Origin of the sequence: Fodinicurvata sediminis DSM 21159, assembly GCF_000420625.1 — a bacterium.
Classification (GTDB): domain Bacteria; phylum Pseudomonadota; class Alphaproteobacteria; order Kiloniellales; family DSM-21159; genus Fodinicurvata; species Fodinicurvata sediminis.
The window spans coordinates 418,730-437,453 of the sequence record NZ_ATVH01000013.1; the positions used below are offsets into that span (position 1 = coordinate 418,730).

The following is an 18,724-nucleotide window of genomic DNA, read 5'->3' on the forward strand; positions in this document are numbered from 1 at the left end:
GCCTTGCCTCTCCCTTCGCGTCAGGACTGTTGTCTGGTAGACCAGTTGCCGATCAGCCGGTCGAACACCGCGTTGACGTAAAGGCCGTTGACCAGGTGCACACGCAGGCCAGCCGCCGCCGGGTGATTCGACCATAGAGGGAACATGGCCTGGGCCACAGCGACCATGCAGAAACTGGAGACTGTCAGCATAAGCAGCGCCCATTCGAGCGGTCCGGGCGCCGGCGTTGCCGGCAATGTCTCCTTGGTCAGCCATTCAGCACCCGTCTGAAGGCTGAAGTAGCTGACCGAGGTGGCGACGGCGTAGAGGGCTGTCCGCTGGGTCAGTTTCCATGGCGCGGCGTCGGCGAGCCCTTGGGCGAGCAGGTAGGAGACGCCGAAGATCAGGATTGCACCGAGTGCGAGCGCCTGCGGCGATTTGGCTTCCAGGCCAATCCCAAGGCCGATGACGGCATAGATAGCAAGCGCCAGCGCGAAGGCCCGGCCGACTGACCGGCTGCTCGGGATTGCGATCGGACCGGGCCGGTGGATCTGGGCAACCACATCAACCGCAATACCGGAAGCAAGGAAAGCATGCGCCTTGTAAAGCGAGTGGGCGACGATGTGCAGAAGCGCCAGCGGGAAGAGAGCCAGGCCGCACTGCATGATCATGAAGCCCATCTGGGCGATGGTCGACCAGGCGAACGCGTTCTTGATCGCTGACTGGCTAAGCATGGCGAGCCCGCCAAACAGTGCAGTGAAGCCGCCGATCATGACCAGCACGGCCAGTACGACGGGACTAAGCAGCATCACATCGGCAAAGCGGATTAAGAGAAAGCCGCCGCCATTGATGACACCGGCATGCAACAGAGCCGAGACAGGGGTTGGAGTCTCCATCACCTCGGTCAACCAGCCATGAACCGGAAACTGCGCCGATTTGAAGACTGCGGCGCATGCGAGAAGTACGGCGGCCCAGGATACGCCGGCAGGCATGGTGCCATCGCGTGCCTCAGCCAGGATCGTCGCGATGTCGAAAGTTCCGTAGCCGATGAACAGCAGGCCGGCAGCCCCGATGAGGGCCGCATCGCCGATCCGTGCGACAATGAACTTCTTGCGGGCAGCCCGGATTGCCTGAACACGGCTGCCATAGAACAGCAGAAGCCGATGCAAGCACAGGCTGGTTGCGATCCAGGCAATGACGAAGTGGACGAGGTTACCCGCTTGGACCAGAAGCAGAACGGCGGCGAGAGTAGCGGCCATCCAGCCAAGGAAAGCCCCCTGTCGCGCCTCGCCATCGAGATAGGACGCTGCATAGCGGAGCACGATCCAGCCGACGAATGCAACCAGGACCAGCATGGTCGCACTGACCACGTCAAGCCGTGTGGAAAGAGTGACCCAGCTCAGCCCGAGGTCCGGTCCGGTGTGGGGGCCTGCAGTGATCAGAAGGGCGACGGACCCGATCGAGGCGACCAGAGCAGTCAGTGACGCGGCTTCTGTCAGCTTCGGAATGAGCGGCGGGCGCCGGCCCGGCTGCAGAAAGCTGACCAGTGCTGCCAGCAGAAGAACTGCAGGTGCGATCAATGGAATGAGATCGTAGGGCATGGGCAGGAGGTCTTTCCAGGATAGTTCAGGGCTGCGCAGCTTGTACGCCACCCTTAATCTCAATAAAAATACATTGTTCTAGACAAAACGTTCTGTTTTATAGAACAATATGAACGAACTGAATTTCCACCATCTCCGGTACTTCCATACCGTGGCGCACGAGGGGAACCTGACCCGTGCGGCTGAGCGGCTGAACGTCTCGCAGTCCGCAGTCTCCACCCAGATCCGGCAACTCGAGCAACAGCTCGGTCAACCGCTGTTCGAGCGACGCGGGCGATCTCTTGTCCTGACGGAGGCGGGCCGCATCGCACTCGACCATGCCGACTCAATCTTCGCGGCCGGTGAAGAACTCCTGAACACTCTCGGAGAAAGACCCTCCGGCCAGAAGCAGATCCTTCGCGTCGGCTCGATGGCTACGCTCTCCAGAAACTTCCAGATCGGCTTCCTGCGACCGCTCCTCGGTCGCGACAATGTCGAGGTCGTCATTCGTTCGGGCACGCTCCGTGATCTGCTCCAGAACCTCGAAGCGCATCGCCTCGATGTGGTTCTGGCCAACACAACGCCTCCGCGCGATGCAGCGACCCCCTGGATATCGCATGCAATTGCCGAACAACCGGTCAGCCTCATCGGGAAACCTGCAATGATCGGCGAAAGAGTCCCCTTCGAGGAACTGCTCGCGCACAAACCGCTTGTTCTGCCAACCATCGAGAGCAGCATCCGGTCCAGCATCGAAGCCCTGTTCGACCGCCTCCACATCCGCCCCCGCATCGCTGCGGAGGTGGATGACATGGCGATGATCCGACTTCTTGTGCGCGAAGGCGCCGGTCTTGCCGTCGTGCCGCCGATCGTGGTCAAGGATGAGCTTGAGAACGGACGGCTTGTCGAGATCGAGAGATTCCCGCAACTAAGTGAAACCTTCTATGCGGTGACACTGTCACGGCGGTTTCCCAATCCTCTTCTGAGAGAGCTGATTTCCAATTTAGCTGCGTGAAAGAACGCACCTGGTCAGTTATCTCGGATAGCGCCGGCGCGTAGATGGCTCAGGCTCGGGTATATATCTTTGCCGATGACGCTTACGACCGCTCCCGGCTTCCAGGCGAGGCCTTCTTCCACAGCTTCGTGATCGAGCGCAGCTTCGGTTGGCGTCCCTGGAAGGATCAGCCATGAACCACTTATTGAACCAACGCTGAGACTTTGACCGCGACAAAGCCCCTGATAGACTTGCGAACATGACCGAGCGGAAACTGGAGCTGTACAAGGGAGATATCACCCAGCTTGCGGTTGATGCCATCGTCAATGCGGCCAACAGCGAGCTACGGCCCGGCGGAGGAGTCTGTGGCGCCATTCACCGGGCGGCCGGTCCTGAGCTTGCCGAGGCCTGCCGAAGGCTGGGCGGCTGTCCCACGGGCGAATCACGGATCACGCCGGGTTTCGGCCTGCCTGCCACCCATGTCATTCACGCCGTGGGCCCGGTCTGGCAGGGCGGAGACAGCGGTGAAGAGGACGCACTGGCCAGCTGTTACAGGAACAGCCTGCGCCTGGCCGAGGAGAACGGACTGGATTCCCTCGCCTTTCCGGCCATCTCGACAGGAATTTTCGGGTTTCCCATGGCGCGCGCGGCGCGGATTGCGGTCTCCAGCGTGCGGGAGGCGATGAAGATGCAGGTGCATCCCGCAAGGGTCGTCTTCTGTGTCTTCGATGAGGAAACGGCCGCCGTCTACCGGGACCTGTTGTCCGGGGACAGCCCGGAATGACACTTGCCAGTCCTTGCCCGCTGTTTACGCTGCAGTGCGGCATCCTGTAAGTGGATCTGACAGGACCAGGGAGACAGCACCGTGACCACGCGCAATCTTGAATCCTTCTTCCACCCCCGCAGCGTCGCCCTGATCGGGGCCAGCGGACGCAAGGGATCGGTCGGTCACTTTCTGGCCCGCAACCTGTTTCATAGCGGCTTCCAGGGCCCCATCATGCCGGTCAATCCACGTCGGGAATCCATCGAGGGCGTGCTGGCCTATCCCTCCGTTGCCTCCCTGCCGCGCGTGCCCGACCTGGCCATCATCTGCACCCCGCCGGAAACCGTGCCGGACCTCACCCGCGAGCTGGCCGAGCGCGGAACCAAGGCTGTCGTGGTGGTAACCGCCGGTTTCGGCGAAGGCGGACAGGAAACGGGTCATAACCTGCGTCAGGCGATGCTGTCTGCCGCGCGACCCCACACGCTGCGAGTGGTCGGTCCCAATTGCGTCGGGCTGCTGGCCCCACACCAGGGCCTGAATGCCAGTTTCGCTCACCAGGCCGCCCTGCCCGGAGACATGGCTTTCGTCACCCAGTCGGGGGCTATCGTGACGGCCATGCTGGATTGGGCCACAGGGCGCGGCATCGGCTTCTCCCATGTTGTCTCCCTGGGTGACATGGCGGACGTGGATTTCGGGGACATGCTGGACTACCTGGCGGTGGACCCTCAAACGCGTGCCGTAATGCTCTATGTCGAGGCGGTCACTGACGCGCGCAAGTTCATGTCGGCGGCTCGGGCCTGTGCACGCATCAAGCCGGTCATCGTCATCAAGGGCGGCCGCAATGCCGAAGCGGCGAAGGCTGCAACCTCGCATACCGGCGCCCTGGCAGGTGCGGACGAGGTCTATGACGCGGCCTTCCGGCGGGCTGGCGTGTTGCGCGTTTTCACGCTGGAGGAACTGTTCGATGCGGTACAGACACTGGCGACATCCACACCGCTGCGGCATGGGGACCGTGATCGGCTGGCCATCCTGACCAATGGCGGCGGCCTGGGCGTCCTGGCCACCGATGCGCTGATCGAACACAAGGGTCACCTGGCAGAGCTTTCGGACGAGACAATGCAGGGCCTGGAAGCGGCCCTTCCGCCTACCTGGAGTCACGGCAACCCCGTGGACATCGTCGGGGATGCGGATCCGGAACGCTATCGGAACGCAACGCAGAACCTGCTGGAAGACAAGGGCGTGGATGCCCTGCTGGTCATGCATTGTCCCGTGGCGGTGGCGGACCCGAATGCCGTGGCAGAGAGCGTTATTGAAACCGTTCAAGCGCGACCGTCCCGGAAACGAAAGCCGATCTTTACCGCCTGGCTCGGTGACCAGGCCGTGGCCGAGTCACGTTCGCTCTTCGCCGAGAGCCACATTCCTACCTATGATACGCCGGAGCGGGCAGTACGGGGCTTCATGCACCTGGTGCGTTACCGCCGCGGCCAGGAAGAGCTGATGGAAACGCCAGCCAGTCTGCCGGATGAGAAGGATCCGGACCGTGAATCGGTGCAAGCCTTGCTGGAAGAGGCCCTGGCCGAAGGCCGCGAATGGTTGAGCGAGCCTGAAGCCAAGGCCCTGCTGTCCTGCTATGGCGTCGCCACAGTGGAGACCCGCAAGGCTGCTGATCCGGACGAGGCCGTGCGCCAGGCCGAGGAAATCGGCTTTCCCGTTGCCCTCAAGATCCTGTCCCCGGACATCACGCACAAGAGCGATGTGGGCGGTGTGAAGCTGGACCTGGCCAACAGTGACAGGGTGCGGATAGCGGCCGAAGAAATGCTGAAACGCGTGCGGCAGGCCCGGCCCGAGGCCCAGGTGGATGGCTTCAGCGTCCAGGCCATGTGCCGGCGTCCCGGGGCTCAGGAGTTGATCCTGGGCCTGACCGAGGATCGCCAGTTTGGCCCGGTGATCCTGTTTGGTGAAGGGGGCACTGCCGTCGAGGTTATCCGTGACAAGGCGGTTGGCCTGCCGCCGCTCAACATGACACTGGCTCATTCGTTGATGGCCGAAACCCGGATTCACGACCGCCTGAAGGGCTATCGCGCTCAGGCGCCTGCCGACCTTGACGCCATTGCAGCGGCGCTGATGCATCTCTCGCAGATTGCGGCCGAGCGGCCCGAAGTGCGCGAAATCGACATCAATCCCCTGTTGGCCGACGAAAAGGGCGTGATCGCCCTGGATGCCCGCGTGCGGCTGATGCCACGCGACGCGGTGGACAACAGCCGTGGTCCTGCCTATCGCCTGGCCATCCGGCCCTACCCGCGCCTGCTGGAGCAGTGGGGGCACTTGATGGATGGGACGGAGATCTTCATGCGGCCGATCCGGCCCGAGGACGAGCCGGCCCTGAATGAGCTCTACAAGCACCTGACGCCAGACGATGTGCGCATGCGCTTCTTCTCGCACATGGCCGAGTTGAGCCATGAGTCCGCCGCGCGCTTTACCCAGATCGACTACAATCGCGAAATGGCGCTGGTCGCCATCTCTCCGGAGAATCCGGAGGATTTGTGGGGCGTGGTGCGCATTGCGGCCGATCCCGAGAACGAGCGCGCAGAATATGCCGTGGCGGTGCGCTCTGACATCAAGGGGCGGGGTCTTGGGTACCTGTTGATGCGGCGCATCCTGGATTATGCCGCCCGCCGCGGCATCCAGGAAGTCTGGGGGGATGTCCTGAGCGAGAATGCGCGCATGCTTCAGCTGGTCAAGGATCTGGGCTTCGATCGTCGCCTGCTGGCCGAAGACACCAACGTTGTCCGTGTGAGCCGGAAGCTGGAGCCGGCCAAATCCCAGGGCAAGGCTTGATCAGGCCGGGCTTTCAGGCACTGGGCGAGTCCAGGGAGTAGCCGGCCGAGCGCACCGTGCGGATCAAGTCGCTCTGCTCGCCCTCGTTCAGGGCCTTGCGCAGACGGCGTATATGCACGTCCACGGTGCGCGGCTCGACATAGACATCATGACCCCAGACGGCATCCAACAGCTGCTCGCGGCTGAAGACCCGGCCGGGGTGCTGCATGAGGTGGCTGAGCAGGCGGAACTCGGTGGGGCCCAGGTGAACGTTGCGTTCGCCCCGGCGCACCCTGTGGGCGTTGAGATCCACGGAAATGTCCGCGAAACTCAGGGTTTCTCCCGAAGTTGCAGGAACCGCGCGTCGCAGGACAGCGCGCACACGGGCCAGCAGCTCGGCGGGCGAGAAGGGTTTGGTGATATAGTCGTCTGCGCCGCTTTCCAGACCGCGCACCTTGTCGGTTTCCTCGCCGCGCGCGGTCAGCAGGATGATGGGAATTTCGCGGGTCTCGCGATCGCGGCGCAGCTGGCGGCAGACCTGGAGCCCGGACATGAGCGGCAGCATCCAGTCCAGCAGGATCAGGTCGGGCTTCTCTTCCTGGGCGACGGTCAGGGCCTCTTCCCCGTCCCGGGCCTCGAGCAGGTCATAGCCTTCGCGTTCCAGGTTGTACCGCAACAGGGTGACCAGCGCTGCTTCATCCTCGACGATCAGGATGACCGGCTTCATTTTTGTTCATCTCCGTTGTTGGATCCCGAACCGGGGGTCTTGTCCTCGTTCGGCGGTTCGACAACCGCGAAGCTGGAGGTATCGCCCTTGGGGCGGTCGATCATGATCTGGTTGCCGGTGGCCATGAAATAGACGATTTCGGCGATGTTGGTGGCGTGATCGCCGATGCGCTCGATGTTCTTGGCGATGAACAGCAGGTGGGTTCCCGACGTGATGGAGCGTGGATCCTCCATCATGTAGGTCAGGGTCTCGCGGAACAGGCTGGTGTACATCTCGTCGATTTCCTGGTCGCTTTCCCAGACGTTCAGCGCCATGTTGGCATCGCGTTTGGCATAGGCGTCCAGGACCCGCTTGATGTTGGTCTGCACCAGCTTGGCCATGCGCGGCAGGGAGCGCACGGGATCCAGCGGCTGCTGATGGTGCAGGGCCACCGCCCGCTTGGCCACGTTGGCGGCATAGTCACCGATGCGTTCCAGGTCGCTGGCCACCTTTAGCGCCGAAATGACCATGCGCAGGTCTGAGGCCACGGGCTGGCGCAGGGCCAGCATCCGCACGGTGTAGGTATCGAGCTCATGCTCGATCTCGTCGATCTTCTCGTCGTTGCGGATGGTGCGCGTGGCCAGTTCCTGGTCATTGCGCACCAGGCTATCCACGGCGTCGGCCAGCTGGGTTTCCGCCAGACCGCCCATGCGGGCGATCAGTTCCTTCAGGTGTTCCAGTTCCTCATCGTAGGACCGGATGATGTGGTCGCCTTGCTCTGAAGTCATCGTAACTCTCCGCGGATAGGGCCGGGGGCATCAGCCGAAACGGCCCGTAATATAATCCTGTGTGCGCTGGTCGCCGGGGTTGGTGAAGATCTGCTCGGTCTCGCCAACCTCCACCAGGTTGCCCAGATGGAAGAAGGCAGTGCGGCGCGAGACACGCGCGGCCTGCTGCATGTTGTGAGTGACGATCACGATGGTATAGCTCTGCTTGATCTCGTCGATCAGCTCTTCGATCAGGGCCGTGGCAATGGGGTCCAGCGCCGAGCAGGGCTCGTCCATCAGGATCACTTCCGGATTGACCGCAATGGCGCGCGCGATGCACAGGCGCTGCTGCTGGCCACCCGACAGGCCTGTGCCGGGCTCGTCCAGGCGGTCGTGCACTTCCTTCCACAGCCCGGCGCGGCGCAGGCTGGTTTCCACGATCTGCCGCAGTTCCTCCTTGTCGCGTGTGAAGCCGTGAATGCGCGGACCGTAGGCCACGTTGTCGAAGATCGACTTGGGAAAGGGATTGGGCTTCTGGAAGACCATGCCGACCCGTGCACGCAACTGGACGGGATCGATGGAGCGATCGTAGATGTTCTGGCCATCCAAAGTAATCTCGCCACTGATCCGGCAGATGTCGATGGTGTCGTTCATGCGATTCAGGCAGCGCAGGAAGGTCGACTTGCCGCAGCCCGAAGGCCCGATCAGCGCCAGCACCTCGTTGGGGCGGACGTCCAGGTTCACACCGTGCAGGGCCTCGCTGTCGCCGTAGCTGACCCTCACGTCACGGGCCCGCATCTTCGTTTCGCCGATGTTCTCAGCCGCCATTAGCTTTTCCGCCGTCTTGGTCTCGTAATTCATGATCGTCGCTTTCGTTCGGCCCCGTTACCAGCGTTTCTCGAACCGCTTGCGCAGGAAGATCGCTGTTGCATTCATGAGGATCAGGAAGCCGAGCAGCACCATGATACCTGCCGAGGTGCGCTCGACGAAACCACGCTCGGAGGAATCGGCCCAGATATAGATCTGCGAGGGCAGCGCCGTGGAGGGACTGAACATCGAGTCCGGGGCCGAGGTGATGAAGGCGTTCATGCCGATCATCAGCAGTGGAGCGGTTTCTCCCAGCGCCTGCGCCAGGCCGATGATGGAGCCGGTGAGGATGCCCGGCAGGGCCAGCGGCAGCACGTGATGGAAGACCATCTGCATCTTGGAGGCGCCCAGGCCGTAGGCGGCCTCGCGGATCGAGGGCGGGATGGAGCGCAGGCTGGCGCGCGCGGCGATGATGATGGTGGGCAGGGTCATGAGTGTCAGGGCCAGGCCGCCCACCAGGGGTGCCGAGCGCGGCAGCCCGAAGACCTGGATGAAGACCGCCAGGCCCAGCAGGCCGAAGATGATCGAGGGCACGGCCGCCAGGTTGTTAATGTTGATCTCGATGAAGCTGGTCAGGCGATTCTTCGGCGCGAACTCCTCCAGATAGATGGCGGCGCCGACCCCGAGGGGGATCGAGAGGACCGCGACAACCAGCATCAGATAGAACGAACCCACGATGGCGCCCCACAGGCCGGCCTGTTCCGGCTGCCGGCTGTCGGCCTGGGTAAAGAGGTTGGAGTTGAAGCTGGTGGAGATCTGCCCCTGGTTCTCCAGGTAGTCCATCCATTCGTACTGCAGGTTGCTGACGCGCCGGCGTTCCTCGGGGACGACGCGGGGTGTGTTGCCCTTGAAGGCCTGGTCGATGTCGCTGCTGGCCAGGAAGGACATGGACACGCGCTGGCCGATCAGTGACGGCTCCGCCAGCAGGCGCGCACGCAGTTGCCGGTAGCCCTGGCCGCTGAGGACGCCGCGCAGATCGCGCGCCGCGCCGGGAGCGTCGGCATTCGGCAGGTTTTCCGCGAGGGCGCTGGACAGCAGGTTGCGGTAGTTGCCGGCGCCGATTTCCTCAGCCGTGGGCGTCGTCCCCTCGAAGGTGAAGTCGGCGGGATCGACATAGACCTCCAGCTCGATCTCCGTGTTCACGAAGGCGGTATAGCCCTGGCTGACGATGGTGAAGAGCAGCACCGCGAGCACGCCCAGTGCCGCCACGATCGCGGCAATGCCGTAGAGCCGGAAACGCCGTTCGGCGGCATAGCGACGGCGCAGGCGGTCCTGGGCTGCCGCCGAGGTGTGCAGGCCGTGTGTCGGGAAGGAGCTCGGGGTCGTATCAGTCATATTTCTCGCGATATCTGCGGACCACCAGGATGGCCATGACATTGAGGCAGAGCGTGGTCAGGAAGAGCATGAAGCCCAACGCGAAGGCGGACAGCGTCTTGGCGCTGTCGAAGGCCGTGTCGCCCGTCAGGTTGGCCACGATCTGGACCGTCACGGTTGTGACCTGCTCCAGCGGGTTGAGTGTCAGGTTGGCGGACAGGCCGGCGGCCATGACAACGATCATGGTCTCGCCCACCGCGCGGCTGACGGCCAGCAGGATGGCGCCGACAATGCCGGGCAGGGCGGCCGGAAAGATCACCTGGCGGATGGTTTCGGACTTGGTCGCGCCCAGGCCGGCGGAGCCTTCGCGCAGGGACTGCGGGACTGCGCGGATCGCGTCGTCCGACAGCGAGGAGACGAAGGGAATGATCATGATGCCCATGACCGAGCCGGCGGCCAGGGCGCTGTTGGCCGAGACCGGAAGGCCCAGGACCTCGCCGACCTGCCGGAAGGCCGGCGCTACCGTAAGGGCGGCGAAGAAACCGTAGACGATGGTCGGAATTCCGGCCAGCACCTCCAGCACGGGCTTGATCGAACCGCGGATGCGCGAAGGCGCATACTCCGACAGGTAGATGGCGCTCAACAGGCCAATGGGCACGGCCACAGCCATGGCGATGGCCGCGATCAGCATGGTGCCCATGAAGACCGGCACGGCCCCGAACGCGCCGGAGGAGCCCACCTGGTCCTCGCGGATGGCGGTCTGCGGACTCCACTTCAGCCCGAAGACAAAATCGATGATGGAATAGCGTTCGAAGAAGCGCAGGGATTCGAAGAACAGTGAGATCACGATACCGAAGGTCGTGATGATGGCGATCACCGAGCAGAGGATCATCAGCACCTGGGCCGTGCGTTCCACGCGATGGCGCGCCTGAAACTGCGGGGCGAGATGACGCGCGGCAAAGGCCAGCGCCATGAGGGAGAGTGCCAGCGCCAGGATGCCGACAGCCCACTGGCCGCTCGCCTGCAGGCTGTTCATGTACTCGGCCGCGGCAATGATGACCGGATCGTCCGAGGCGAAGCCCCCGCCGAAAGCCGTGTTCTTGATGGTCGCTAGCAACAGCCCGCGCTTGCCTGCGTCCGCACCTTCCAGCCGTTCCGCAGGCAGGGAATACAAGGCCATCTGGTCGATGATCGCCTGTCCGAAAAGGCTCCAGCAGAGCAGGACCACCAGGCTGGGCAGGGCCGCCCAGAGTGCGACGTAAGACCCGTGATAGGCTGGCAGGGAGTGCAGCTTGCCTGCCACCGCACCATCGCCTGCCAGTTTCCAGGCGCGCCGTTTGCCCAGGAAATAACCGTAGACGGCCAGCAGGATGACGATCAGGGCAACGGTGGTCAGGGGCATGATGCTGGAGTACCTGCCAAGAAGAAATGGCGGCGCGAAACTGTGTCGGTCTCGCGCCGCCGGGTGAAGGGATCCTTACTCGAAGCGGCTCATGTGTTCGCCGTTGCGCACGCTCTCACGGGTTTCGGCCCGCTCGTTTTCGGGCGCCGGCACCAGGCCGATGTCCGTCAGATAGCCGCCCGGACCGATGGCGGCCTCGTTGGTGGCCTCTTCGATGAAGGCTTCCATGCCTGGAATGACACCGCGATGGGCGTTCTTGTAATAGAGGAAGATCGGCCGGGAGACAGGGTACGAACCGTCGGCGATTGTGGCTTCCGCAGGTTCGACGCCCTCGATGGAGACCACCTGCAGGCTGTCCTGATTCTCGTAGAAGAAGGAATAGCCGAAGATGCCGTAGGCCGTGGGATCGGAATCGAGGCGCTGGACGATCAGGTTGTCGTTCTCGCCGGCTTCGATGAACTTACCGTCCTCGCGCATGCGCTGGCAGACTTCCTCATAGCGAACCTCGTCGCTTTCGTGCAGGGCTTCGATGGCCTCGAACTCGCTGCAGCCGGCTTCCATCACCAGCTCGACCCAGGCATCGCGCGTGCCGGAGGTCGGTGGCGGCCCCATGACCTGGATCTCGGCATCGGGGAAATCGGGGTTCACGTCGGTCCAGGTCTCGTGCGGGTTTTCGACGATCTCGCCATCGACTGCGACCTCGGCGGCCAGGGCCTGGTGCAATTCGGCCAGGCTGATGTCGAAAACCTCGCCGTCACGGCTGGTGGCCAGGGCAATGCCGTCGTAGCCGAGCAGCTGTTCGCTGATGTCGTCGACACCATTGCCGCCACAGAGTTCGTATTCCGATTGCTTCATGGCACGCGACGCACCGGTCAGGTCGGGATGGTCCACGCCGACACCCTGGCAGAAGATCTGCATGCCGCCGCCGGTGCCGGTGGACTCGATGACCGGGGCCGCATTGCCGGTCATGTTGGCGAATTCCTCGGCGAGCACCGTGGAATAGGGAAAGACGGTCGAGGAACCCACGCCGCGAAGCTGTTCGCGGGACTGGGCCTGGGCGCCGGAGGCTACAGCCAGGGCCGCGGCCGCCAGGGTGCTGGCAAGAAGAACCTTTTTCATGAGTTGCTCACCTCCTGAAGGGTGCAGTTTCAGATTTGGATCCCTTGAGGCACAGGTCACGTGCCTGCGGGCCTCAACGATGCGGCTGACCCTATCCAGACTTGGAAAAGGTTATATGACCTTTGTGTTACGGTTTTTTGAAACCCGGCCGTTTTTTTTACAGACCCGGGACCGAAGTTTCATGCGCAAGGTCTAGTCGGATTGGCGATCCTTCAGGCTTTCCTGCTCCGCTCGGGTTTCGGCAGGCAGGTAGACGGTAAAGGTCGAACCTCTGCCTACTTCGCTGTCCACCTTCAGGAAGCCGCGATGGCGGTTGAGGATATGCTTCACGATGGCCAGCCCCAGGCCGGTGCCCCCCAGTTCGCGCGAGCGGGCGTTGTCCACGCGATAGAAACGTTCGGTCAATCGGGTCAGGTGCTGACGCGAGATGCCCTCGCCCTGGTCGATGACGTGAATGGCCAGGCCTGAACGCCCCAGCCGCCGCGCGCCGGCATCGCTGTCGGGTTGCACGATTGCGCCACTGATCTTCACTTCACTGTCGGGACGGCCGTACTTGATTGCGTTGTCGACGAGATTCTGGAAAACCTGGGTCAATTCATCCGCGTCGCCCACCACCGGCGGCAGGTCCGGAAGTTCGACCTTCAGGCGAATGTTCTTGTCCCGGGCCCTGAAATCCAGGGTCTGGAGGAGCTTTTCCAGCAGGGGATTTAAGGCGATTTCGCTGGCGGGCAGGGAGTGCTCGCGCATCTCGATGCGAGACAGGCTCAACAGGTCTTCCACCAGCCGGATCATGCGGCTTGTCTGATCCTGCATGATTGTTAGGAAGGACTCCCGGGCTTCGCTGTCATCCCGGGCCGGGCCGCGCAGGGTTTCGATGAAGCCGATCAGGCTGGACAAGGGAGTGCGCAGCTCATGACTGGCGTTGGCAACGAAGTCGGCGCGCATGCGTTCGGCGCGATAGGCGGCCGTCAGGTCATGCAGGGCAACGATGGCGATGGTTCCGTCGGATGCGGGCGTTTGGAGCGGCACGACCCGGGCGCTGAAGTGTCGCTCTATATCGTCGTGCAGCTGGAAGTCCACTTCCTGCTCCGCTTCGCCGGCGATGACGGCATCGGCGGCCGCGACAAGCGAAGGGTGACGCACGACAGAGAGCAGGTCGCGCTTGGCAAGATCGCTGCCCAGCAATTTCAGGGCGGCTTCGTTGGCGCCCAGGATGCGACGTGTCCGATCCAGCATCAGCAGGGGGTCCGGTAGGGCGGAAAGGATCGCCTGGCTGTTGGCGGTTACCTCCTGCAGCTCCTGCTTCTGCCGTTCGCGTTCGCTGGCCGTATGATAGATGGCGGCATCCAGATGCGGGGAGAGGATGTCCGCGCCAGCCGACGGCGGGCGGGGCAATATGCCCCGGGCCGATCGGTGCGAGGGCTGGCGAATGGATTCGAGGTAGTCATACAGCCCGTGGAGATGCCGGAAATGCTGGCGCAGAAGAACTCCGGTTCCCAGAAGGACGGCCAGGAAACCCAATAAGGCCCAGGTCCAGGGCAGGAGGCCGATGATGAGGAACAGCAACAGCACCAGTCCCGCCGGGGCCGACAGGGCGAGGGTGGCAAGCGGCAGATAGCGCCAGAGCTGGGCCTTGCGGGACATCCTGTCCTTCCCTGAAATTGCTGATACGGACCCTTGACCCGACGCGGTGACCACGCCGAGCCAGAGCCTAGCAGACGACTGTTACAAAACCGAGACAGACCGATTGCATCGGAGGTCTCCGGGCAAACCGTCAGCGGAAGGCCTGTACGTCAGTCGCCGCGGTTCTGGATCGCACCGTGCGCTGCAAGCGCCGCCGAGGTGACCAGGTCGCTGACGGTTGAGCCCAGGCTGACGATCTGGGCCGGTTTGCCAAGACCCATGAGCAGCGGGCCGATCATGGTTCCGGAGCCAAGCTCCTTGACCAGCTTGGTGACGATGTTGGCTGAGTGAAGGGCCGGCATGATCAGGACGTTGGCGGGCCCCGAGAGGCGACAGAAAGGATAGAGCTCCATCATCAGGTCATGGTTCAGCGCCACGTCGGCCTGCATCTCTCCGTCGTACTCGAAATCCGGCTGGCGTGCGTCCAACAGATCCAGCGCTTCGCGTACGCGTACGGCCTTCTCGCGCGGTGGATTGCCGAAGTTGGAGAAACTGAGCAGGGCCACGCGGGGTTCATGCCCCATGGCCCGGGCCGTCTCGGCGGCCTGTTCGGTGATGTCCGCCAGGACTTCGGCAGGTGGCAGCTCGTGAATCTGGGTGTCCGCGATGAAGATCGAGCGGCCGCGATAGACCATGATGTTCAGGCAGTAGACCTGGTGGTTCGGACGGCTGTCCAGGCAGAGCCTGAGGTCGTCGTAGGCGATGTTGAAGGGCCGCGTAAGCCCGGTCACCAGGGCGTCGGCCTCGCCACAGGCCAGCATGCAGCCGGCGAAGACATTGCGGTTCTGGTTGACCATCCTCTGGCAATCCCGGAACAGCTGGCCCTTGCGATTCAGGCGATTGTAGAGGAACTCGGTATAGCGTTCCCTGTGATTTCCGATCGCTGCATTGACGATCTCGGCGAAATCGCCCTGCAGACCGATGGCCTGCATGGTTTCCTTTATGCGTTCCTCGCGCCCCACCAGGATCGGCGTGCCGAAACCGGCGTTGTAGTAGGACAGGGCGGCACGGATCGTCGTCTCTTCCTCGCCTTCGGCGAAGACCACGCGGCGCGGCGAATGGCGGACCTTCTCGAAGATGTTCTGCAGGCTGGAGGCGGTGGGGTCGAGCCGTCCAGTGAGCTGCTGTACATAGCCCTCCATATCCTCGATAGGTTTGCGGGCGACGCCGCTGTCGACGGCCGCCTGTGCCACGGCCAGCGGAACCTTGACGATCAGGCGGGGGTCGAAGGGTGCGGGAATGATGTACTCTCGGCCGTACCGCAGGCGGCGGCCGGAATAGGCGCGGTCCACCTCGTCGGGCACATCCTCACGGGCCAGCGCCGCCAGTGCCTCGGCAGCGGCCACCTTCATCTCCATGTTGATGGTCGAGGCGCGGACGTCCAAGGCTCCGCGGAAGATATAGGGAAAGCCCAGCACGTTGTTGACCTGGTTGGGATAGTCCGAGCGGCCGGTCGCCATGATAGCGTCGTTGCGCACTTCGGCCACCTCTTCCGGCGTGATTTCCGGGTCGGGATTGGCCATGGCGAAGATCACGGGATCGTCGGCCATGGACTTCACCATGTCCTGGGTCAGTGCGCCCTTCGCCGACAGGCCGAAGAAGATATCCGCCCCCTCCAGGGCCTCGGCCAGGGTCCGGCGATCCGTCTTGACGGCATGGGCCGATTTCCATTGGTTCATGCCTTCCTTGCGGCCCTGGTGGATCACGCCCTTGGTGTCGCAGATGATGACGTTCTCAGTCTTGAAGCCCATGGCCTTCACCAGTTCGGCGCAGGCGATGCCGGCCGCGCCGGCCCCGTTTATGACCATCTTCGCTTCGGGCATCTCACGTCCGGTGAGGTGCAGGGCGTTGATGATGCCGGCCGCCGCGATGATGGCCGTGCCATGCTGGTCGTCATGGAAGACCGGGATGTCCAGCAGCTCCTTCAGCTGCTGTTCGATGATGAAGCATTCGGGGGCCTTGATGTCCTCCAGGTTGATCCCGCCGAAGGAGGCGCCCAGGAAGCGCACGCAGTTGATGAACTCGTCCACGTCCTCGGTGGAAACCTCGAGATCGAAGCCATCCACATCGGCAAAGCGCTTGAAGAGGACGGCCTTGCCTTCCATCACGGGTTTGGAAGCTGCGGCCCCGAGGTTGCCGAGACCCAGGACAGCGGTGCCGTTGGATATGACCGCGACCAGGTTTCCCTTCGCCGTGTAATCATAGGCCAGGGAGACGTCGTCGGCGATGCGCAGGCAGGGTTCGGCCACGCCCGGGGAATAGGCCAGCGACAGATCGCGCTGTGTGGTCAGCGGTTTCGTGGGCGTGATTTCAAGCTTTCCTGGCCGTCCCTGTGCGTGAAAATCCAGGGCTTCGGCTGCGTTCGTCCGGGGCGTTTTCTTTTCCATTCCCAGTCTCTTTTCTTGTTCTGCTCAGGCCGCAAAGCGTTGCGACGCTTTATCCGGACGCGGAATGTTAGTGCAAGTCGATGCCTGAGGAAACGATGAACCCGGTGGGCTGTCGCATGGCGCCGAATTTCCGGCGGCGCTGTGATTGACGCGTGCTCGTTCGACAGGAAATGATAGGCTTTCGCATCGTTTACCTTGAGTCGCCCGAAAGAAGGAAGTGAGGAAGGCATGAAGACAAGAGCTGCCGTCGCATTCGAGGCCGGAAAGCCGTTGGAAGTCACCGAGGTTGACCTGGAGGGGCCGCGCGAAGGCGAGGTGCTGGTCGAGATCAAGGCGACGGGTGTCTGTCATACCGACGCCTTCACGCTGTCCGGATCGGATCCGGAGGGCCTCTTCCCCACCATCCTGGGTCACGAGGGCGCCGGGGTCGTTGTGGAAACCGGTCCTGGCGTGAAGGACCTTAAGCCCGGCGACCATGTGATCCCGCTCTATACGGCAGAATGCCGGGAGTGCAAGTTCTGCCTGAATCCCAAGACCAACCTCTGCCAGAAGGTGCGGGCCACGCAGGGCCAGGGCCTGATGCCCGACGGCACCAGCCGCTTTTCGCTGGATGGCAAGCCATTGCACCACTACATGGGCTGCTCGACCTTCTCCAATCATACGGTCCTGCCGGAGGTTTCGCTGGCGAAGATCCGCCAGGACGCGCCCTTCGACAAGGTCTGCTACATCGGCTGCGGGGTTACCACCGGTATCGGTGCCGTGGTCTTCACCGCAAAAGTGGAGCCCGGCGCGACCGTTGCCGTCTTCGGCCTGGGCGGTATCGGCCTGAATGTCATCCAGGGCGCGCGCATGGTGGGCGCCGACCGCATCATCGGTGTCGACATCAATCCCGACAAGAAGCCCTTGGCCGAGAAGTTCGGCATGACCGACTTCGTCAATCCAAACGATGTGGACAACGTCACCCAGGCCATCGTCGAGATGACCGATGGCGGCGTCGACTACAGCTTCGAGTGCATCGGCAACGTCTCCGTCATGCGCCAGGCGCTGGAGTGTGCACACAAGGGCTGGGGCCAGAGCATCATCATCGGTGTCGCCGGCGCCGGAGAGGAAATTTCGACCCGTCCCTTCCAGCTGATCACCGGCCGGACCTGGAAGGGCAGCGCCTTTGGGGGCGCACGCGGCCGCACGGATGTGCCGCGCATTGTCGATTGGTACATGGACGGCAAGATCAACATCGACGACATGATCACCCACACCATGCCGCTGGATAAGATCAACGACGCCTTCGACCTGATGCATGAAGGCAAGTCGATCCGCAGCGTGATCACGTACTGACCATCTCAAGCCGGGGCCGCCTTCAAGGGGCGGCCCTGCTGCTTCAGCCTCTATCGGGAGAGCAAACATGACCCTGGAAATCCGGGCCAGCAGCCGTTGTTTCGGTGGCGAGGTGCGTTATTGCAGCCACCCCTCCACTGCCACCGGTACCGAGATGCGATTTTCGGCCTACCTGCCGCCAGGTGAAGGCCCCTTCCCCGTCCTGCTCTGGCTGTCGGGCCTGACCTGTACCGAAGACAATTTCACCAGCAAGGCCGGCGCCTATCGCAAGGCGGCGGAACTGGGGCTGATGGTGGTGGCTCCGGACACCAGCCCCCGTGGCGAGGGCGTGGCCAATGACGACAGCTATGACCTGGGCCAGGGGGCCGGTTTCTATGTGGACGCAACGGAGGCGCCCTGGTCACCGCATTTCAGAATGGAAAGCTATGTCACGCAGGACCTGATCGCCGTCGTGCAGCAGGAACTGCCGGCGCGCAAGGGTCCCATGGCGATCTCGGGGCACTCGATGGGCGGTCATGGTGCCTTGACGCTGGCCCTGAACAATCCCGGGCTGTTCACCTCGGTTTCGGCATTCGCGCCCATTGCCTCACCAACCCGCTGCCCCTGGGGCGAGAAGGCCCTGGGGGCCTACCTGGGCCCCCGCTCGGAAGCCTGGGAGCAGCATGACGCCTCGTTGCTGATCGCAAGAGATGCAGCTTCAGGACATTTTGATGACATTCTTGTGGATCAGGGCACGGCCGACGGCTTCCTGGAAGAGCAGCTGAAGCCCGAATTGCTGGAGGAGGCCGCTTCCAAGGCGGGGCAAAAGCTGACCTTGCGCCGCCAGCCGGGCTATGATCACTCCTATTTCTTTATCTCCAGCTTCATCGACGATCATCTGTCCTTCCATGCCCAGAGACTCAAGTGAAGCCTGAAGGTTCAGCCGGTAATTGAAACCGGGCGGCGGCGTACAAGATTAGGCCAAGGTCCTGTCCTACAGGCAGGCGATTCAGGTAGACAGTCGAAAGGCTTGGT

15 protein-coding genes are annotated in these 18,724 nt (G+C 63.0%); 6 read left to right on the forward strand and 9 right to left on the reverse strand.

From position 1 onward, the window contains the following. Positions 1 to 20: 20 nt before the first annotated feature. The gene (locus G502_RS0107065) at positions 21 to 1,580 is read right to left on the reverse strand and encodes a proton-conducting transporter transmembrane domain-containing protein (RefSeq protein WP_022727963.1); all 1,560 of its coding nucleotides are present in this window, start codon (positions 1,578 to 1,580) and stop codon (positions 21 to 23) included. Positions 1,581 to 1,689: 109 nt separating this feature from the next. Here G502_RS0107065 and G502_RS0107070 point away from each other — a divergent pair, with 109 nt between their 5' ends. The 4 genes from G502_RS0107070 to G502_RS0107085 all read left to right on the forward strand — a co-directional run bounded on the left by G502_RS0107070 (position 1,690) and on the right by G502_RS0107085 (position 6,151). Then, positions 1,690 to 2,571 carry a LysR family transcriptional regulator gene (locus tag G502_RS0107070; protein WP_022727964.1) on the forward strand — a complete coding sequence of 294 codons (882 nt, stop codon included), beginning with the start codon at positions 1,690 to 1,692 and terminating at the stop codon, positions 2,569 to 2,571. Between the two features lie 44 nt (positions 2,572 to 2,615). Continuing rightward, a complete protein-coding gene (locus G502_RS22775) occupies positions 2,616 to 2,747 on the forward strand; it encodes a hypothetical protein (protein WP_022727965.1) in 132 nt (43 codons plus the stop codon). 62 nt (positions 2,748 to 2,809) lie between these two features. Continuing rightward, positions 2,810 to 3,334: an O-acetyl-ADP-ribose deacetylase gene (locus G502_RS19100; RefSeq protein WP_022727966.1), complete on the forward strand. Its 525-nt coding sequence runs from the start codon at positions 2,810 to 2,812 to the stop codon at positions 3,332 to 3,334. Positions 3,335 to 3,415: 81 nt separating this feature from the next. Next, positions 3,416 to 6,151: a bifunctional acetate--CoA ligase family protein/GNAT family N-acetyltransferase gene (locus tag G502_RS0107085; protein ID WP_022727967.1), complete on the forward strand. Its 2,736-nt coding sequence runs from the start codon at positions 3,416 to 3,418 to the stop codon at positions 6,149 to 6,151. A gap of 13 nt (positions 6,152 to 6,164) precedes the next feature. Here G502_RS0107085 and phoB read toward each other — a convergent pair whose 3' ends face one another. The 8 genes from phoB to G502_RS0107130 form a co-directional block, all read right to left on the reverse strand. Beyond that, positions 6,165 to 6,857, reverse strand: a complete 693-nt coding sequence (gene phoB / locus G502_RS0107090; protein ID WP_022727968.1) for a phosphate regulon transcriptional regulator PhoB — start codon at positions 6,855 to 6,857, stop codon at positions 6,165 to 6,167. Further along, positions 6,854 to 7,624: a phosphate signaling complex protein PhoU gene (phoU, locus tag G502_RS0107095; RefSeq protein WP_022727969.1), complete on the reverse strand. Its 771-nt coding sequence runs from the start codon at positions 7,622 to 7,624 to the stop codon at positions 6,854 to 6,856. Before phoU ends, phoB begins: the two co-directional genes overlap by 4 nt. Before the next feature lie 30 nt (positions 7,625 to 7,654). Next, entirely contained in the window at positions 7,655 to 8,464 is an 810-nt protein-coding gene (gene pstB / locus G502_RS0107100; RefSeq protein ID WP_022727970.1) for a phosphate ABC transporter ATP-binding protein PstB, read from the reverse strand. Positions 8,465 to 8,488: 24 nt separating this feature from the next. Then, the gene (pstA, locus tag G502_RS0107105; RefSeq protein WP_022727971.1) at positions 8,489 to 9,805 is read right to left on the reverse strand and encodes a phosphate ABC transporter permease PstA; all 1,317 of its coding nucleotides are present in this window, start codon (positions 9,803 to 9,805) and stop codon (positions 8,489 to 8,491) included. Then, positions 9,798 to 11,186, reverse strand: coding sequence for a phosphate ABC transporter permease subunit PstC (gene pstC, locus G502_RS0107110; RefSeq protein ID WP_022727972.1), 1,389 nt, complete (start codon positions 11,184 to 11,186; stop codon positions 9,798 to 9,800). Before pstC ends, pstA begins: the two co-directional genes overlap by 8 nt. 75 nt (positions 11,187 to 11,261) lie before the next feature. Continuing rightward, complete coding sequence (locus tag G502_RS0107115) at positions 11,262 to 12,305, reverse strand: substrate-binding domain-containing protein (protein ID WP_022727973.1); 1,044 nt, start codon at positions 12,303 to 12,305, stop codon at positions 11,262 to 11,264. 192 nt (positions 12,306 to 12,497) lie between these two features. Next, positions 12,498 to 13,949, reverse strand: coding sequence for an ATP-binding protein (locus G502_RS19105; RefSeq protein ID WP_022727974.1), 1,452 nt, complete (start codon positions 13,947 to 13,949; stop codon positions 12,498 to 12,500). 149 nt (positions 13,950 to 14,098) lie between these two features. Beyond that, positions 14,099 to 16,375, reverse strand: coding sequence for an NADP-dependent malic enzyme (locus G502_RS0107130; protein ID WP_022727975.1), 2,277 nt, complete (start codon positions 16,373 to 16,375; stop codon positions 14,099 to 14,101). 228 nt (positions 16,376 to 16,603) lie between these two features. On the opposite strand from G502_RS0107130, the gene G502_RS0107140 reads away from it, so the two are divergent. Together G502_RS0107140 and fghA are read left to right on the forward strand one after the other, a co-directional pair. Further along, the gene (locus tag G502_RS0107140) at positions 16,604 to 17,710 is read left to right on the forward strand and encodes an S-(hydroxymethyl)glutathione dehydrogenase/class III alcohol dehydrogenase (RefSeq protein ID WP_022727976.1); all 1,107 of its coding nucleotides are present in this window, start codon (positions 16,604 to 16,606) and stop codon (positions 17,708 to 17,710) included. A 67-nt stretch (positions 17,711 to 17,777) separates the two neighbouring features. Next, positions 17,778 to 18,617 carry an S-formylglutathione hydrolase gene (gene fghA / locus G502_RS0107145; protein ID WP_022727977.1) on the forward strand — a complete coding sequence of 280 codons (840 nt, stop codon included), beginning with the start codon at positions 17,778 to 17,780 and terminating at the stop codon, positions 18,615 to 18,617. Positions 18,618 to 18,724 lie beyond the last annotated feature (107 nt).

Coding starts and splice junctions, on each gene's coding strand:
- G502_RS0107065 (WP_022727963.1), bottom strand. CDS start 1,580: ATGCCCTACGATCTCATTCCATTGATCGCACCTGCAGTTCTTCTGCTG.
- G502_RS0107070 (WP_022727964.1), top strand. CDS start 1,690: ATGAACGAACTGAATTTCCACCATCTCCGGTACTTCCATACCGTGGCG.
- G502_RS22775 (WP_022727965.1), top strand. CDS start 2,616: ATGGCTCAGGCTCGGGTATATATCTTTGCCGATGACGCTTACGACCGC.
- G502_RS19100 (WP_022727966.1), top strand. CDS start 2,810: ATGACCGAGCGGAAACTGGAGCTGTACAAGGGAGATATCACCCAGCTT.
- phoB (WP_022727968.1), bottom strand. CDS start 6,857: ATGAAGCCGGTCATCCTGATCGTCGAGGATGAAGCAGCGCTGGTCACC.
- phoU (WP_022727969.1), bottom strand. CDS start 7,624: ATGACTTCAGAGCAAGGCGACCACATCATCCGGTCCTACGATGAGGAA.
- pstB (WP_022727970.1), bottom strand. CDS start 8,464: ATGAATTACGAGACCAAGACGGCGGAAAAGCTAATGGCGGCTGAGAAC.
- pstA (WP_022727971.1), bottom strand. CDS start 9,805: ATGACTGATACGACCCCGAGCTCCTTCCCGACACACGGCCTGCACACC.
- pstC (WP_022727972.1), bottom strand. CDS start 11,186: ATGCCCCTGACCACCGTTGCCCTGATCGTCATCCTGCTGGCCGTCTAC.
- G502_RS0107115 (WP_022727973.1), bottom strand. CDS start 12,305: ATGAAAAAGGTTCTTCTTGCCAGCACCCTGGCGGCCGCGGCCCTGGCT.
- G502_RS19105 (WP_022727974.1), bottom strand. CDS start 13,949: ATGTCCCGCAAGGCCCAGCTCTGGCGCTATCTGCCGCTTGCCACCCTC.
- G502_RS0107130 (WP_022727975.1), bottom strand. CDS start 16,375: ATGGAAAAGAAAACGCCCCGGACGAACGCAGCCGAAGCCCTGGATTTT.
- G502_RS0107140 (WP_022727976.1), top strand. CDS start 16,604: ATGAAGACAAGAGCTGCCGTCGCATTCGAGGCCGGAAAGCCGTTGGAA.
- fghA (WP_022727977.1), top strand. CDS start 17,778: ATGACCCTGGAAATCCGGGCCAGCAGCCGTTGTTTCGGTGGCGAGGTG.